10 protein-coding genes and 2 pseudogenes are annotated in these 17,426 nt (G+C 37.1%); 7 read left to right on the forward strand and 5 right to left on the reverse strand.

What is annotated here, in order from left to right; all coding sequences use genetic code 11:
• Window positions 1–467: pseudogene (locus BACCOP_RS08040) on the forward strand (transposase); the annotation flags it as partial.
• 64 nt (window positions 468–531) lie between these two features.
• On the opposite strand, the gene BACCOP_RS08045 reads toward BACCOP_RS08040, so the two are convergent.
• The 3 genes from BACCOP_RS08045 to BACCOP_RS08055 form a co-directional block, all read right to left on the reverse strand.
• Window positions 532–738, reverse strand: coding sequence for a helix-turn-helix transcriptional regulator (locus BACCOP_RS08045; RefSeq protein ID WP_007568096.1), 207 nt, complete (start codon window positions 736–738; stop codon window positions 532–534).
• 134 nt (window positions 739–872) lie between these two features.
• Window positions 873–1,583, reverse strand: coding sequence for a hypothetical protein (locus tag BACCOP_RS08050; protein WP_007568097.1), 711 nt, complete (start codon window positions 1,581–1,583; stop codon window positions 873–875).
• A gap of 4 nt (window positions 1,584–1,587) precedes the next feature.
• On the reverse strand, window positions 1,588–3,108 hold the full coding sequence (locus BACCOP_RS08055; RefSeq protein WP_040311948.1) for an RNA-binding domain-containing protein: 1,521 nt from the start codon (window positions 3,106–3,108) through the stop codon (window positions 1,588–1,590).
• Window positions 3,109–3,567: 459 nt separating this feature from the next.
• On the opposite strand from BACCOP_RS08055, the gene BACCOP_RS08060 reads away from it, so the two are divergent.
• The 6 genes and pseudogenes from BACCOP_RS08060 to BACCOP_RS08085 all read left to right on the forward strand — a co-directional run bounded on the left by BACCOP_RS08060 (window position 3,568) and on the right by BACCOP_RS08085 (window position 15,782).
• Window positions 3,568–6,186 (forward strand): transglutaminase-like domain-containing protein, encoded by a 2,619-nt coding sequence (locus BACCOP_RS08060; protein ID WP_007568100.1) that lies wholly within the window; start codon window positions 3,568–3,570, stop codon window positions 6,184–6,186.
• 530 nt (window positions 6,187–6,716) lie between these two features.
• The gene (locus tag BACCOP_RS08065; protein WP_007568102.1) at window positions 6,717–9,851 is read left to right on the forward strand and encodes a SusC/RagA family TonB-linked outer membrane protein; all 3,135 of its coding nucleotides are present in this window, start codon (window positions 6,717–6,719) and stop codon (window positions 9,849–9,851) included.
• A gap of 22 nt (window positions 9,852–9,873) precedes the next feature.
• Complete coding sequence (locus tag BACCOP_RS08070; protein WP_040311949.1) at window positions 9,874–11,862, forward strand: SusD/RagB family nutrient-binding outer membrane lipoprotein; 1,989 nt, start codon at window positions 9,874–9,876, stop codon at window positions 11,860–11,862.
• A 234-nt stretch (window positions 11,863–12,096) separates the two neighbouring features.
• Window positions 12,097–13,386 (forward strand): alpha-L-fucosidase, encoded by a 1,290-nt coding sequence (locus tag BACCOP_RS08075; protein ID WP_085960425.1) that lies wholly within the window; start codon window positions 12,097–12,099, stop codon window positions 13,384–13,386.
• 11 nt (window positions 13,387–13,397) lie between these two features.
• Window positions 13,398–14,465, forward strand: a pseudogene (locus BACCOP_RS08080) (carbohydrate-binding family 9-like protein); the annotation flags it as partial.
• Window positions 14,466–14,543: 78 nt separating this feature from the next.
• Window positions 14,544–15,782 carry a PNGase F N-terminal domain-containing protein gene (locus tag BACCOP_RS08085; protein WP_040311950.1) on the forward strand — a complete coding sequence of 413 codons (1,239 nt, stop codon included), beginning with the start codon at window positions 14,544–14,546 and terminating at the stop codon, window positions 15,780–15,782.
• A gap of 58 nt (window positions 15,783–15,840) precedes the next feature.
• On the opposite strand, the gene BACCOP_RS08090 is transcribed toward BACCOP_RS08085, so the two are convergent.
• Window positions 15,841–16,584: a copper homeostasis protein CutC gene (locus tag BACCOP_RS08090; RefSeq protein WP_007568113.1), complete on the reverse strand. Its 744-nt coding sequence runs from the start codon at window positions 16,582–16,584 to the stop codon at window positions 15,841–15,843.
• A 55-nt stretch (window positions 16,585–16,639) separates the two neighbouring features.
• The gene (locus BACCOP_RS08095; RefSeq protein WP_007568115.1) at window positions 16,640–17,317 is read right to left on the reverse strand and encodes a YczE/YyaS/YitT family protein; all 678 of its coding nucleotides are present in this window, start codon (window positions 17,315–17,317) and stop codon (window positions 16,640–16,642) included.
• Window positions 17,318–17,426: the final 109 nt, after the last annotated feature.

Raw genomic sequence — 17,426 nt, forward strand, 5'->3', positions numbered from 1 at the left:
TGAACAAGGGAAAGCTATACGGATTGAGGGTATATGCAAAAGCTCTCAAAAGGTATGTTTCCTTAGCCATCTGGTATCCGATGGACGGGAGGACAGACAAGTGGCAGCTTTACTTCTCTACAGACGATTCCATGGATGGACGAGAGGTGCTGGATTATTACCCAACCAGGTTCCAACTGGAATTTTGCTTTAGAGATGGCAAGCAGCATGCAGGAATCACCAGCTGCCAGTCTACCGACTTCAGGAAATTGGATTTTCACTTCAATGCATCGCTTGCTGCTGTCAACTTGGCCAAAGCGGCATGTAAGAGGCTCGGAATAACCTATTCCATATCCTCCTGCAAGTCTTTCATACACAATGCTTATATGCTTGAACGATTTATTTGCGTGTTTGGGATTAGCCCAGACCCGCAAGTTATTGACAAACTTTTCAAAGAACTCATTTTATTTACTGCCAGAGCCGCTTAGGCTTGGCGAATTTTTAACGAACTATTGTATACTATTATAAATCATTTTTGATTTTAGTGTTACTCTAGTCTTTTATAGGCCATAACAAATCCCTGATATCTACTTCAAGAATTTTTGCAATTTTCGCTAATGTCTCTAGATTGGGCTGCATAGTGTTGGTACACCATTTCGAAACAGTTCCCGGATCTTTACCCAGTTGTTCTGCCAACCATTTATTGGTGCGTTTCTTTTCTGCTAGAACCACTTTCAAGCGATTAATATCTTTGTTCATACATTACATAATATGTTTTCAAAAACAAAGATAATCATTATAATCGAAAATCTATTCTGATTATAATGATTATCTGACAAATATATGTCGAAAAACGACTTTATATTGGAATATACTTCAATAATACTTTTGGTTCATGTGGATTGTTTTTCTTTATCTCTTCTTTCTTTTACCCTTTCCTGTCCTGGCATTTTTTTAGCCAACACACTTCCTCCTGCAGGAAAATATATAGGAAAAACTTTATACAAGAAACTTACAATATCATTACGCTTCTTACCCATGTTGAAAAAAGCAGAACAAACAAAATACATAAGGTCTTGCTGACTACATGTATCTTTTTGCTGAATAGATATTGATGGAGCGATTATCAAGTCATGTTCTGCAAATGCGCAGGCACAGGCAAGAATAGCTTTCTGCTCTTCCTCAGTAAATACTTTGATTTTTTCTGTTAACCATTCAAGTTCTCCTTTGAGAAGTGATTTTTGCTTTTCATTTTGATGTTTTAATAGAGCATTTACATTTTTTTGTTGCTTTTCTGTCAAGGCATTTTCTAATGCTTGATTTTTTTGTTTAAGAAGATTGAATTTCAGCAAACCTGCAATGTACATACAAAAATATCCCACCGCAATATCGAATATTAAAATAAGCAGGTATTCTTCACTTGAAATTTGCGTAAACTTAGTCAAATATTCATTGATAGGAATAACGGCAAATAGCATGATGATGGCTATTACATAAAGCACTATATATCGAGTTTTATGTTTTACTTGCTGTAAAGAAGCAAACAAAAAAGCGATTACCAAAATGGCAACTATAACACAGAGTGGTATAAGATATATTCCCATAGGTCTATTCTTCTGCTTTAGGATTAATTACAATACGCCAATAGCCACCATGATCTGCTCCCTCTCTGACAAGCAATCCTTTGGCTTTTAGATTTGCAATCTGCATTTCAATGGCTCGTTTACTGACTCCTATTTTTTCCGCCATCTTATCTTGAGATATAGAGCCATCTGATATTACAAGGTCAAGAATGCTTTGTGCAGTCCGTCCCAATCGTTTTTGTTTCACCGAAGAATTTTGCAAATCACCGAAGGTTTTCACCGAAGATTTCTGTAAATCACCGAAAGTTTTCACCGAAGATTCTTCATCGATAGAGTACTTTTCGAAGCTACTATTTACTCTGTTGGCAACTTCTTCTATAGGTATCCTTCCGTTCTCTCCCCAATTCAAATTATAGAATGTGGTATAGAAAGAAATTGCTTCCGTTTGATATTGTGGCTCTTTGCCCGGCAGGAAATTAGGCAGTTTCTCCGTAAGTTCCCGCATTTTCCTTAAGCCCGAACCGCGTTTCTCCATATAGTCCAATTGAGTAAACATATCCGCAATAACTGGATTACGGCGCATGGACGGCACTTTGTATATGTCTCGGTCTTGAATTTGTGTGCCATCAAGCATTGCTCCTGGTGATACCAATTCTACTCGGTCATCATAGATGTCAATATGTACTTCACCACCCATTACTGTGTAATCTCTATGGATAAGATGGTTTACCAATCCTTCAAAAATAGCACGGTCGGAATAGTCGGGGAGATTCAGGCGATAGTTCGGCATCTTGACCCACCCGCTCATGGTATAGTTCTTGATGAAGTCCATGCCATATTTCAGAAGCAATACGAGATTTGCCCGATGCTCTACGGAACTGATGGCATCGTCTTTATAGAGCCCCGTCCAACGGGTGCAGAAAATACGTGATTGGAATACGGTGCAATTGTCCACAAACAACAATCCGGCATTGGTCAGTTTCCCGTCAGATGTGACAAGTCCGAATGATTCCAAATACTTATCGTTCCATTCCTGATGGGTTTGCTCACGGAAAGTATTGGCGAGAATAATAAATGAGTGCTTGCTGGCATCCACTTGTGTAGGAAGAGAATCCCATGTCATGTGTGTACCTTTCAATACCAACGAAAGAAGTTGTTGTGAATTACACTCCACGCTTTCATTGCCAACCCGTACATATGCAGTACGTGTTCCGTCCTGATAATAGTAATAAGGTGTAAGCGTTCCTGCCTTTACTTTCACTTCAAGCAGGGTATGTCCTTCATGTTCTATCGGAATAAGTTGAACTTCCGGCACAGGGTCAAGTCGTGCCTTTATCATTTCACTGATAAAATCAGCATCGGCTTGTGGATTCTCCAACCCTACAATTACGCCGTCATCATTCACTCCATAGAACAAACTGCCACCGTCCGTATTGGCAAATGCCGACACGGATTTAAGCCATGACTTTACTTTCTTACGCTCCAACATTTCCTTGAAATCGTAAGCCGAGCATTCCGCTATCAATGTATTGTTATGTATCTGCATCGTTTTCTTATTGTTGTTTGGGTATAACATCCCAATATCATACACAAAGGTAAGGATAAAACCGAAGAATCTGTTAAAAACATCGCTTTCTTTTGATTTTTATGCGTTTACATCTCTTTATTTATGAATAAAAATCGTAATTTTGCAAGCAAGAGCTGTGGTTGCTTATGGATGCTTATTTTCGGGTTTGCGTTATATTTGCAACACATGTACGCAAGTCGCTGATAGATATATCACGTTGATTTTGAGGAAGTTAAGCAATATATTGACTAAATAATAAATGAAATCGGTATAATCCTTCAATGGATTATGCCGATTTTTTTGTTTCATATCTAGTTAGATAGATATTTATATAATTAAGATTGGATTCATTAAGAATTAGAAATATTTTGGTTTATATTGTGTGTTAATTTTTAAAAATATATCTTTGTAGCATAATATTATTAATTATTTTATACTATGAAGAGATCTCTAATGATGATTGCAGGGCTGTTTTTGTCAGTCTGTTCCATTACTGCGCAAAATCTTTCAATGGATCGCGTGAATGCCGATTTCCAAAAAAAGAAAGAAGCACTGCCGACTGGTGATTTGTTTAGTGTTTTCCGACAACAGCTTACACAAGAAGAACGTGATGCACTTACTTTCTTTTATGCTTATATGTCAGTCGGAGATATAACAGATTATTCCGGTGGTTTTTATTTGGAAAATGTACGTAGCTCATTGTCTACGCGAAAAGAAACGACATGGGGTAAAACAATACCCGATGATATCTTTTCGCACTTTGTCTTGCCGGTACGAATAAATAATGAAAATCTGGATCGTGCACGCATGATTTTTCATGATGAACTGATGCCCCGTTTAAAAGGGCTTTCTATGCACGATGCTGTGCTTGAAGTAAATCATTGGTGTCATGAAAAAGTAAATTACCAACCGGCTGATGCTCGTACCAGTGCACCATTGGCTACAGTGAAGACAGCTTACGGACGTTGTGGTGAGGAATCTACTTTTCTTGTTGCTGCTCTTCGTTCTGTAGGCATTCCTGCCCGTCAGGTTTATACTCCTCGCTGGGCTCATACGGATGATAATCATGCATGGGTAGAAGCATGGGTTGATGGTGAATGGCATTTCTTGGGAGCTTGCGAACCTGAGCCCGTTCTCGATTTGGGATGGTTTAATGCTCCTGCCAGTCGTGGTATGCTAATGCATACAAAAGTATTTGGCTATTATCAGGGTCCAGAAGATGTTATGCGCCGTACAGCGAATTATACGGAGATTAATATTATAGGAAATTATGCTAAGTTTGCTCCTCTTACTGTGACGGTTGTTGATAGCCAACAGAAACCTGTAGAAGGTGCATGTGTACAGTTTAAGGTCTATAATTATGCAGAATTCTTTACTGTTCATACTCGTACAACAGAGAAGGATGGTAAGGCTAGCTTGTCTGCTGGTCTGGGAGACATGATGGTGCTCGTAACGAAAGGTGACCAGTTTGGTATTAAGAAAGTAACATTTGGAAAAGAACGTGAGGTCGCTATAGAACTTAGTCACCGTATAGGTGAAGAGTTTTCGTTTCCTGTAGATCTAGTACCTCCTCCCGTAAAACCGAACATACCGGAAGTTACTCCTGAGCAACGCGCTAAAAATGATATTCGTTTCAATCGGGAAGATTCTATTAGAAATGCTTATGTTGCATCTTTCCCAAATGCTTCAGCTATCGAACAATTTGCATCAGAAACAGGGTATAAGGCTGCGGATGTCAATAAATATATTGTTGCTTCAAGAGGTAATTATGGTGATATAATGGCTTTTTTGCGTGAGGCTGCCAAAAAAAATTATGCAACACGTGCACTTCAATTGTTAGCAACGCTTTCAGATAAGGATTTACGTGATACTCCTAAGAGTATATTGGATGATCACTTATATAATACAGATCTGGCTTTGGATGCGGATAAAGTATTAGCTCCGCGTATAGCAGGCGAAATGTTGACTCCATATCGTTCTTTCTTCCAGAAAGAGATTTCGAAAAAAGATGCCAAAATGTTCCGTGCAAATCCGAATAATTTGGCAGAATGGTGTCGTAAGAATATTACACTTCGAGATGAGTTGTGTTGTGTTGGAACTTTTATTTCACCCGAAGGAGTTTGGCGTAGTCGTATTGCCGACCGTGTGTCACGTGATATATTCTTTGTTGCAGTTGCACGCTCGTTAGGCATTCCAGCATGGATAGATGGAGTTACAGGAAATGTATTCTATAGAAATAATGGTTCAGATATCCAGCTGGATTTTGAAAGTGGAGTATCTGGAGTCTCTGAAACAGGTAAATTGCAATTAGCATATTCACCTATACCGCAGCTGAATGATCCGGAATACCTTCGTCACTTTACTCTCTCAAAATTTGATGGAGTAGGATTTACATTATTGAATTATCCTGATTTTGCAAAATGGAGTGCTTTGTTTAAAGAACCATCTTCTTTGGATGAAGGATATTATATAATGGTTTCTGGAAGCCGTCTGGCAGATGGTGGTGTATTAGGGCAGGTTTCTTTTTTCAATGTTCGCAAAGGTGAGGTGACAAATGAAAAATTGCTTGTGCGTGATAATACTGAAGCTGTGAAGGTGATTGGTAACTTTGACTCTGAATCTAAGTTTATAGATGCTGCCACAGGTCAAGAAACTACAGTGCTGAAAACTTCAGGACGTGGATTATTTGTACTTGCTATCTTGGGTGTAGGACAGGAACCTACAGATCATACATTGAAGGATATTGCTGTCAAGGCAAAGGAATTTGATGCTTGTGGACGAAAAATGATTCTTTTGTTCCCAACTCGTGCTGCTTATGAAAAGTATCAGACTGCACCTGCTCCAGGACTTCCTGAACATGTTGTGTTTGGTATTGATCCAGATAGCTCTATTCAGAAAAAACTCCTTGAAGCATTAGAACTTGAAGCAAATACTCAATTACCTATATTTATAATAGGTGATACTTTTAATAGAATTGTATTTACATCACATGGCTACACAATTGGATTAGGTGAGCGTTTGCTGAAAATTATTGATAGCCTGGATGAAACAGAGTAAGATTAGTATTTAAAAATATTTTTATAGAAAGCCGGTATAAGATAATACTTATATCGGCTTTCTGTTTTTTGAAATTCTTTTATATTATATATAAGTGACATGGAATGTGGCACACTTATATTCTGTAATAATTTTTTCGCCATAATATTGCTATGTGAAATTTTGTATCTCTATGGAAACTAAATAAGTAGTGAAGTATATATAAATACTATGATTATCTTCTTGTAAAATAACTGATAATGATAGTGGTATTAGGAAATTAGTTGGTATTGTTAATAATGTTTAAGTGGTTAAATATTTTATATAGTTGCTAATAAAAATTTTTAAAATATAATTATCTTTGTCCACAAGAATGTTACTATATATAAAAAGGAATCTAATATTATGAAATTTTTATTGTCATTTTAATTGAAAAAATGATATGTTTTGTTTGTTTTTTATTTATTCTTTATGAATGACCTTTTAACTACAAGTTTCTAATTATATAATTATTAAATGTTAAATCTATGAGAATTAGTAGGTTTTCACAAATGTTTTTATTGCTGATGGTTTCCGGCTGGGGAACTGTATGGGCTGCTCCAGAAAAATCATTGGATGCATCTATTTCACAGCAATCAGCTAAAATTACCACTCAAGGTACAATTGTCGATGCTCAAGGTGAGCCGTTGATTGGTGTAAGTATTCTTGAAGTTGGTACAACTAATGGTACGATAACCGATATAGATGGTAAATTTACTCTTCAGGTAGCTTCTGGCGCTACATTGGAGATTTCTTATATCGGTTATAAAACTCAACAGTTGCCTGCTACTCCGGATTTCGGGACTATAAAAATGTCTGATGATACGGAAGTTCTTCAGGAGGTTGTGGTAACTGCTTTGGGTATTAAGCGTGAAAAGAAAGCTTTGGGTTATGCAATGCAGGAAGTAAAGGGTGAATCTTTGGTTGAAGCACGTGAAACAAATCTTGCTAATGCATTGTCTGGTAAAATTTCTGGTGTGCAAATTATTCGTTCTAGTAATGGTCCTGGTGGATCTTCTAAGATCCAGTTGCGTGGTGCGAATTCTGTAACTGGGTCCAATCAGCCGTTGATTGTTGTTGATGGTGTTCCGATGGATAACTTTACAGGAGCAACTAATAATGATATTGATAATCCGTCAATGGATATGGGTAACGGTCTTTCTGATATCAATCCAGAAGATATTGAATCTATGTCTGTATTGAAAGGAGCTTCTGCAGCTGCCCTCTATGGATCTCGTGCAGGTAATGGCGTTATTTTGATTACTACTAAAAAAGGTAAAGAAAATCCAGGATTAGGTGTTACGATTTCTGCTTCTGTTTCTGCGGAAACATTGTTTATGTTGCCTAAACGTCAGACTGCTTTCGGACAAGGTGAAAATGGAGTGTATGATGCGACAAATGGTAATAGTTGGGGACCTGCTATTACGGGACAGGAGTACACTAAGTGGGATGGAACAACTGGAAGAATGCAAGCCTATGATAATGTGAAAAATTATTTTGACACAGGTATTAATTTTACTGAAAGTGTATCATTTTCACAAATGTTTGGAAAAACATCTATTTATACGTCTTTAAATCGTATGGATGATGCTAGTAAAATACCGGGATCTAAATTACATCGTACAAATTTAACTTTGCGTGCTGCTTCTTCTTTTGGAAAAGACGATCGTTGGAGTATTGATGCAAAGGTTCAATATATTAATTCTCTAGCAGAAAATCGTCCTCAAGGTGGTTCTCGTGATGCTAATGCTTTTTATACAGTGTTTAATCTGCCTACCACTATTGACATCCGAGACTTTTCTAATCCATTAAAAGATGAATTTGGTAATATGACTTGGTGGTATAGAAGTGGGGTGAATCCCTATTGGTTGAATGAGTATAATCCAAATAAGGACTCTCGTAATCGTTTTTTAATGAATGGGTCTTTAAAGTATAAATTTACAGAATGGTTGGATGCGGAAATCAGAGCTGGTAGTGATATGTATTTCACAGAACGCGATGATAAACTGTATGCTGGAAGTACCATTAACGATGGTGATAGTCGTTATACAATGGGAGAACAGAAATTCTATGAAAATAACTTTAGCTTCTTGATAAGCGGACATAAAGATCGTATTTTTGGAAATTGGGGTGGTAATTTCTCTTTTGGAGGTAACCTCATGGAGCGTAAATCGACAGGTGTTGAAGTAAGCATGGGCAAGCTGACCGCTCCTGATTTGTTCTCTTTGAATAATGGTCCTAAGGATCAATTAGGCATTACAGAAACTTATACTCATAAAAAGATTAATTCATTGTATGGTACATTAGGTATAAATTATGATGGATGGGCATTCTTAGATGCAACATTCCGTAATGACTGGTCTTCTGCTTTAGCAAAGAAAAATCGCTCATTCTTTTATCCCTCTGTTTCTGTATCATGGGTGATTAGTGATATGGTGAATAAGATTGGTAAGGTTATGCCTGAGTGGTTTACTTATGCAAAAGTTCGTGCTTCTTTTGCCCAAGTAGGTAATGACATGGATCCATATCAGTTATATGATTCATATACTATATCTTCTATTGGCGGTCAGCCTACTGCAGATCAAGGTAAAATTAAATATGATGCAGATGTTCGCAGTGAGTTAATCACTTCGTGGGAAGTCGGAACAGAATTGAAGTTCTTTAATAACCGTTTAGGTGTTGATTTTGCTTGGTATAAAACAAACGCTAAACGTCAGTTGATGAATATTCCAATGAATAATCTTTCTGGCTATGAAAGTATGAAGATTAATGCCGGTAATATTCAGAATACTGGTATTGAGCTTATGTTAAATGCGCGTCCTGTAGAAACGAGTGATTTTTCTTGGGATACTCAATTAAATATTTCGAAGAATAATAGTAAAATTATTGAATTGCTTCCTGGACAGCCTGGAATGAGATACTCTTTGGGAGGCTCTGATGCATTACAAATTTATGCAGTTGCAGGTGGTGTATATGGAGAAATTTGGGGTACAAAATATCAACGAGTAGAAGATCCTAACAGCCCATATTACGGACAGTTATTATTGAGTGATTCTGGTTTGCCACAGGCTACAAGTGAACGTTATAAAATTGGTGAACAGCAACCGGATATGATGGCTGGATGGACTAACAGTTTCACTTATAAGAATTTTGGCTTTAGTTTCTTGATTGATGGACGTTTTGGTGGTGATATTTTCTCGTTTACAAATTTGGAATTGCAACGTTCTGGTATTGCAGAAGTAACGGCTCCCGGTGGAAAACGAGAAGATATTGTTGTTCCAGGTGTTGTAAAACAAGCTGATGGTACTTATGCTCCAAACCAAACTCCAGTATCATTACAACAATATTATCAGGCTTTAGGAACTGGTCGTGCTGGTATATCTGAAGCTTATGTTTATGATGCTACTAATATTCGTTTGCGTAATGTTTCACTGACTTATTCTTTCCCGTCTTCAATGTTAAAGAAAACTCCTATTCAGCGTTTGAAGTTAGGCGTATCTGTTAATAATGTATGGATGATAAAGAGTAACTTAGATGGTATTGACCCAGAATCTGTTTACGCAACTAGTACAAATGCTACAGGTATGGAAAATGCTTCTGCGCCAACGTCACGTACTTATTTGTTTAATGTAACTCTTGGTTTCTAAGGGATTAAAGGAAATGATTATTATGAAAGATATAAAAACTATTATATTAGGATTGGGAGCTTGTACAGCTTTGTTTTCATGCTCCGATTTTGATGAGGTTAATACAAGTCCTATTACAGCGACTATAGAATATGTAAAGCCTCAATTTGCTTTGAATAATTCTATTGCACAAGCAAAAATGGATCCAGGGGTTTCTGAACGTATTGTTGTGTACAACTGGGGTAGTGCAGCTCGTGTTATTGGTGAGATGAGTTTCTTAAATGTTGGTCGTTATTCTGATGATTATACTAGTAGCTATTATTATCCATGTATCTGTAATAGTATTAAGAATGCTACATTAGCTATTAATACAGCGGATCAACAGCTTGCATCTGGTACTGCTACAGCACATGAACAAAAGTTTTTCCCAAATGTGAAACAATTTGCGCGTATTTGGCGTGCTTATTTAATTAGTGAATTTACAGATAATTTTGGTCCTTATGCTATAGAAGGATTTATGGGTGAAAACCCTGTTTTCAATTCGGAAAAGGAAGTATACGCATTTATTTTGAAAGAATTGAAAGAGGCTTCGGAAGCGATTGATACATCTGTGGAAGCCGAAGGAGATGAAGGCTCTTGTGATACTTTTGGTAATAACTTTAATGCTACAAAGTGGAAAAAGTTAGCAAATTCATTAAGAATGCGTTATGCTATGCGTTTATCTGTAGTTGATCCAGCTACCGCAAGAAGTGAATTTAGTGCTGCTGCTGAGGGCTTGAATGTTATTACGACTCAGGATGAGATTTTTGCTGTTCCTGAAAATAATGGTTGGGACAATTTGACAGGTGTATTTACGCGTTCTTTTGATGATCAAGTGTTGTCTTCTACAGTTGCTAACTTGTTAACAAATCTTGGTGGAGTTAAAGTTGCAGATATGTATCCTCGTCTGGCTTCTAACGTAAAGCCTGCTAATTATTTAGGAATCCGTTACAATCGTCATTATGTAGCAAATACAGATAATCCAACTAAACAATATTGGATGGATGGTATTCCTGAAAATTTGGATCCTCGTGCCTTGAAGATTTTCTGTTTACCTGATGATGCAGAAGCTGAAAATTATATTGATAAATACTTGGATAAATCGGCTAAAGATTTTGCTTTGTTAGCCGTGGATGAAAGTGGAAAACCCATACCAAGTGCCGAAAAACAAGATCGAATTGCTATTGATGCAACAAAATGCTGGAATGGTTATCCTGCAGGTACTCGTGCTACATGGTCTTCAACTGTTTCTTATAATGAGTTAGTAAGTAACGGTTATGGTCCGGGTTGTACTCTTCCTATGTTAGGTAGTGATTATTGCAGTGGAAAAGCTCGTATTTATTTTGCTCCATGGGAAAGTTATTTCTTGTTGGCTGAAGCTGCTGAATATGGTTGGATTTCAAATATTACACCAAAAGAAGCTTATGAGTTAGGAATTCGTTCCAGCTTTGAATATTTTGGTGTAAGTGAGTATGCTGATCAATATATCAATTCTACAACTCGTAATCGTTTAGGTACAAGTGTAGCATTTGATGATACAGTAGAACCAACAAGTGAGGTGATGACTTATAGGGATGGTTATACTAATACAGATCAGATACAAGAAGTTGTTTATAATTATCCGACAGCTTCTAAGACCTTATATGGTAAAGCTATGAATGACCATTTGACTAAGATTATTACTCAGAAATATATTGCACAAATGCCATATCAAGTACTTGAAATATGGAATGACCATCGTCGTTTGGGATTACCTTTCTTTGAAATTCCTGCAAATGAAAGTGATCTGATAGGTTCTGATATGGTTAATGTCCTGAAAAAAGATTCTTGGAAAAATGGTCAACAGTGGGATTTCTATCCTCAACGTATGAGATATCCTACTACTCTTGATAATGCTGATCCAGAAAATTATCAAAAAGCAGTGGAATTGTTGGGAGGTAGTGATGTCATTATTACTCCATTGTGGTGGTCATTAGGAAGTAATCAGAAATAATTATAATTAATAAAATAGCCTGACAGCCTGTTAGCAGATACTTTGTCTGCCCTAGAATGGTTGTTGGGCTATTTTTGTTTATTTAAGGAAATAAGTTTTTATAATGTATGAGATGTACTTTCTTCGTTGGAGTGAGTATGTCACATTAGCTATAATGAATTTTAATCATATATAAGAATGAGTAAACGATTATTTGCAGCACTATTTTCTATTAGTGTAATTGTTGCTCCTGTGATGAGTCAAACACAACCTAAGGACCAACAGGATACACAGAAAGAAAAAAGAATGGAGTGGTTTGCAAATGCCAAGTTAGGTATTTTCATCCATTGGGGTATTTATTCTGTAAAAGGAGTTTCTGAAAGTTGGTCTTTCTTCAATAAGTATCTGCCTTATGAGGAGTACATGAGTCAGAAAGATGGATTTACTGCTTCTAAATATGATCCTAAAGCATGGGTTGACTTAATAAAAGAGAGTGGTGCACGCTATACAGTTATTACAACCAAGCATCATGATGGGATGGCTTTGTGGGATACAAAGGCGGGAGAACTCAGTACTGTAAAGTGTACACCAGCTAAACGTGATTTAATAAGTCCTTTTGTGAAGGAAGTTCGTAAGCAGGGATTGAAGCTGGGATTTTACTATTCATTGCTGGATTGGTCGCATCCTGATTATCCAAATATGACACGTACAGAGGTTCGTTATAAAGATGATTCTGTAAGGTGGCAGCGTTTTGTAGATTTCAATATGGCACAGCTGAGTGAATTGAATAAAACCTGGAAGCCTGATTTGTATTGGTTTGATGGAGATTGGGAACAAACAGCAGAAGCTTGGAACTCTAAAGGTATCGTTGATTTGTTGAGATCTGATAATAAGAATGTAATTATAAATTCACGTATTCAGGGATATGGTGATTATGCTACACCCGAGCAGGGAGTTCCTATTGTTCGTCCTGAAGATAAGTATTGGGAGCTCTGTATGACTATGAATGATTCTTGGGGATATCAGCATACAGATACAAACTATAAGTCACCTTTTATCCTATTGCGTACATTTGTCGATTGTCTGAGTATGGGTGGAAATCTGCTGCTTGATATTGGACCGAAGGAAGATGGTACAATTCCTGAAGAGCAGGTTGCTATTTTAAAAGAATTTGGTCGTTGGACTAAAAAACATAAAGAAGCTATCTACGATACTCGTGTTGGTATTCCGACAGAGCACTTCCAAGGATATACAACTTTAAATAAAGGTGGAGATATCTTGTATCTTTATTTACCATATAAACCTAATGGACCTATCGAAGTAAAGGGATTGATGAATAAAGTTAATAGAGTGTGGGTTGTCGGTAATGGCTCCATGTTGTCTTATAAAGTGTATAACAAAAATTACTGGAGCGAGGTTCCTGGCAATTTATATATTGATGTACCAGAACACGTACTGGATCCACAGATAACGGTAATTGCTGTATTGTTGGATGGTCCGGTTAAGTTATATCGAGGAGCAGGTCAAGTAATTGAAAGTAATTAATAAAAATAACCATGAGAAAACAACTAGTATGTAGTGTGCTTGCGTTGGCTATGGGAGGACAACTTCTGGCGCAAAATTTGTATTCGAAGTATGAGCGTATGCTAACTTTGCCCGCAGGGTATGTATGCTATCGCGTAGATGGGAAAATTAAGGTAGATGGAAAACTGAATGAAGCTGACTGGCAGAAGGCACAGCCCACTTCTTCTTTTGTAGATATAAGTGGAGAAGGATTTGCTAAGCCGTGTTATAATACGTCTGCTAAAATGCTGTGGGATGATAAGTATCTTTATGTTGCTGCTATGTTGCAGGAAGATGATATTAAGGCGAAGCTGAATCAGCGAGATACAATTATTTACCATGATAATGATTTTGAAGTTTTTCTCGATCCGGATTGTGACGGGCAGAATTACTTTGAAATAGAAACTAATGCAAAAGCTGTTATATTTGATTTGATGTTGGATAAGCCTTATCGTTCTGGAGGAAATTTCATGATTCAGTGGGATTGTCCGGGACTTCAACTGGCTGTACATCGTGACGGGACATTGAATAACTCGAAAGATAAAGACAAACAATGGACTGTAGAGATGGCTATTCCTCATAAAGCATTGACTGTAAATTTCTCTAATCCTGGAGAAGCTGGAAAATATTGGCGTATTAATTTTTCACGTGTGCAGTGGCTGAAACCGGGACAGCGTGAAGAAAACTGGGTATGGATGCCAACTGGTAAAATTGATATGCATATGCCTGACAGATGGGGATTCTTGTATCTTTCAGATAAAGTTATAGGACAGGGTACTGATACGTTTAAATATCCTTATAATATGGCCGCATACAAATTATTGTGGGCAATGTTTTATGCACAGCAAGATTTTTATTCAAAAGAAAAAAGATACTTGCGCGAAAAAGAAAGCTTCTGCCTGACAGCTGCTGAACTGAATAGTCTACCGGCAGGTACAGATATTTCAGTAGAGGCTACTACTCATAGTTTTCGTATCGCTATCAGTGTGCCGGAAGAAAATGTACGCTATGTAGTAGACAATCTTAGCAAATTTACTTGCGAACCAATTACCGTACAAGAATAAATAAAAAATTCGAGTTCTTTGATTTATAAGAACTCGAATTTTATTAATCTGAAAGCATTAGAATTTAACATAGACATGAGAACAATCTTTATTCTTTTTTCTCTGCTGTTTACATTAACAGTAAATGCTGCCAGTCATAAGGAGCTGCCAGCTAAAGGTAACTTAAGCCTACAGGTATTTGATAATGCGAATGTGCGTTTTTTGCCTAATACATATCCAAGCTTTTCGGAAGCAGATAGTGATGGCATTATTCATTTAGTGAATGGGCGTATTATTTTGAAGAAAATCCAGATACCTGATTATCAAAGAGACGTGACAGTTAGTTTGAAGGTTACGGTAGCATCGAATGGGGACAGATGGGATAAGTCAGGATCTTGTTTTGTTTTACCTAAGAATTCGGCTGTCAATTTGTTGAGTATAGCGCAAGGGAAAAATAAATTTCCTGAGGTTGATAGTCTGAAATTAGAAAATATGGTTGGTATAATACCTGGAAAAAACTATTTGCCTACCATCGAATTGATGCGCTTTATGACACCATTTGGAGTAGGACATTATAGTGAAAATGATGATTCTTTATCTAGCAAACGTCGTCCTGTATATATCCCTAAATGGGAGAAGTGCGTACAGTGGGAACAGGATATTACCGACTTGTATGCTGCGCTTAAAGGTGAAGTGTATGTTGGTATTTTTATTGATACTTGGACAGCAGAAGGCTATATTGCCAGTATGGAACTGAATATTAAGGAAACTCCGATTGCATGTGAAAAACTAATACGTCGTCATGTAGAACCGTTGATGAATACGGTATATTATATTGGACAGTCGTATCCGGATATTTTTGCACGTAAATCTGTTTCTGCTGATTTTGTTCTTCCTAAAAATGCGAAGAATGTACGTCTGAAATATATTGTAACTGGTCATGGCGGTCATAGCGGGGGTGATGAGTTTGTCCAAAAGAAGAATATTCTTTCGGTAGATGGAAAAGAAGTATATAGTTTTATCCCATGGAGAGATGATTGTGCTTCATTCCGTCGTTTTAACCCAGCTACGGGAGTATGGCTTATAGAACGTCTTGCTGCTTATATTAGTGAAGATGGATATAAGACAAAAATGGTAGAGGAACCTTTAGCATCTTCTGATTTATCTCGTTCGAACTGGTGTCCTGGGTCGGACGTTGTTCCAGAGGAAATTCCTTTGAAGGAACTACAGGCTGGTAAACATACTTTTACTGTAAGTATACCCGATGCACAACCAGGAAATGGAGAAGAACTGAATCATTGGTTGGTTTCTGCTTATTTGGTATGGGATGAATAAATGAAAGAATCTGTATAATAAAAAATCCTCGGTTCATTTAAAAGCCGAGGATTTTTTATTATAGACTGGTAAGTGCATCAATTGTTCGTTTTACTCGTTGAGCTGTTGTAATTTCGCGTGTGTATTCATTAATAGAATCACTTCCCATCTTTACTTCCGGATTCGAAAAGCGCATGGCACTTTTTATCTTTTCCCGTGCAGAAAAGTGGAATTCACTGGCACCGCTTTCTGCTGCTAATTGACGGATATTGTTTTCATTTACTCCACATCCTGCCATCAGGCTGATTCTACCGTTTGAATAGTCTACAAGTTTTCTTATTAAACCACTTCCTTCAGGGGCAGTAGGTTGCTGTCCTGAAGTCAAAATACGATGGATGTCCAATTCAGCTATTTCATCAAGTGCTTTAAAAGGATCTTTGCATCTGTCGAAAGCTCGATGAAATGTTACGGAACAATCACCTGCTGCTGTTCTGAGGCGTTTCATGGCTGGTAAATCAATCTCACCTTCAGGGGTAAGACATCCTATTACTATGCCATCCACGCCCGCTTTTCTGGCTAATTTTATATCTTCTTCCATAATTTCCAGTTCGAGGGGAGAATATAAAAAATCTCCTCCGCGTGGACGTATAATGACATGTAGTTTGATTTGAAGCATACGACGGGCAGTTAGGATTTCACCTAATGAAGGAGTAGTACCTCCTTCGGGGATGCCAGCACATAATTCTACTCGATGTGCTCCTCCTGCTTGGGCAGCAAGACAACTTTCTACAGAGTTGGCACAGATTTCAAATTGATAGTTCATGGATAAGAATTCTAGTTAATGGAGATTATTGATTAAAATTTTTTCTTTTGAGCTTTTATTCATGTTTTATGGGTATGATGCGGTATAATGTTTTTCTTGTCATGACTTTATAATTCAGAAAGTTAACAATATATCCGGTGATACAAGCTGCTATGACTGAGCCTTCTCGAACTCCTTCTATGCGCATGGTGAAAGCCAGTGATATAAGAATGGCCAGACTAACCAGTGTAATATCTACATAAACTTTTACATTACCGAATTTTTTATTACAGCGTCGGGCTATATATTTCACAAGTCCTTCAGCGCTCATCATTGCTGCTTTAGGTTTGATTTCTAACACTACGCCTATGGATTGAATGATGCATCCTGCCAGTAGAATTCCTACAGCCATACCATAGTTACTTGGAACAAGATTGCGGATGAGTATCATGTTTAAATCGATAAAAGCAGAAAATATAAAAGAAAAAGGTATCTGCAATAAAATTTCTATGGTATCCTTACGTGTCCCATATTTGCCGCTTGCCAGCCATAGTTGGATGATAATCATGAGCAGATTTACAATAAATGTCCATGTACCGAGGGATAATGATGTGTTGATGCTTAATACATAGTTCATACTTGAAATGGGTGTAGTTCCTAAGCTGGAATGAACAATTAATGATATACCCATTGCTAAAAAATACAGACCTGCGATGAATACTAAATATCTTTTTATAAGACTTTCTTTTTCCATATCGTTATATGAATTTTATTTCTGCAAATTTCATGTATTTTTTTGAAATAAGATTCATTGATTCTTTTTTTAATATTCTTTAATTTTGTATCTTGCTTCAGATATATAA

Origin of the sequence: Phocaeicola coprocola DSM 17136 (assembly GCF_000154845.1) — a bacterium.
Taxonomy (GTDB): Bacteria; Bacteroidota; Bacteroidia; order Bacteroidales; family Bacteroidaceae; genus Phocaeicola; species Phocaeicola coprocola.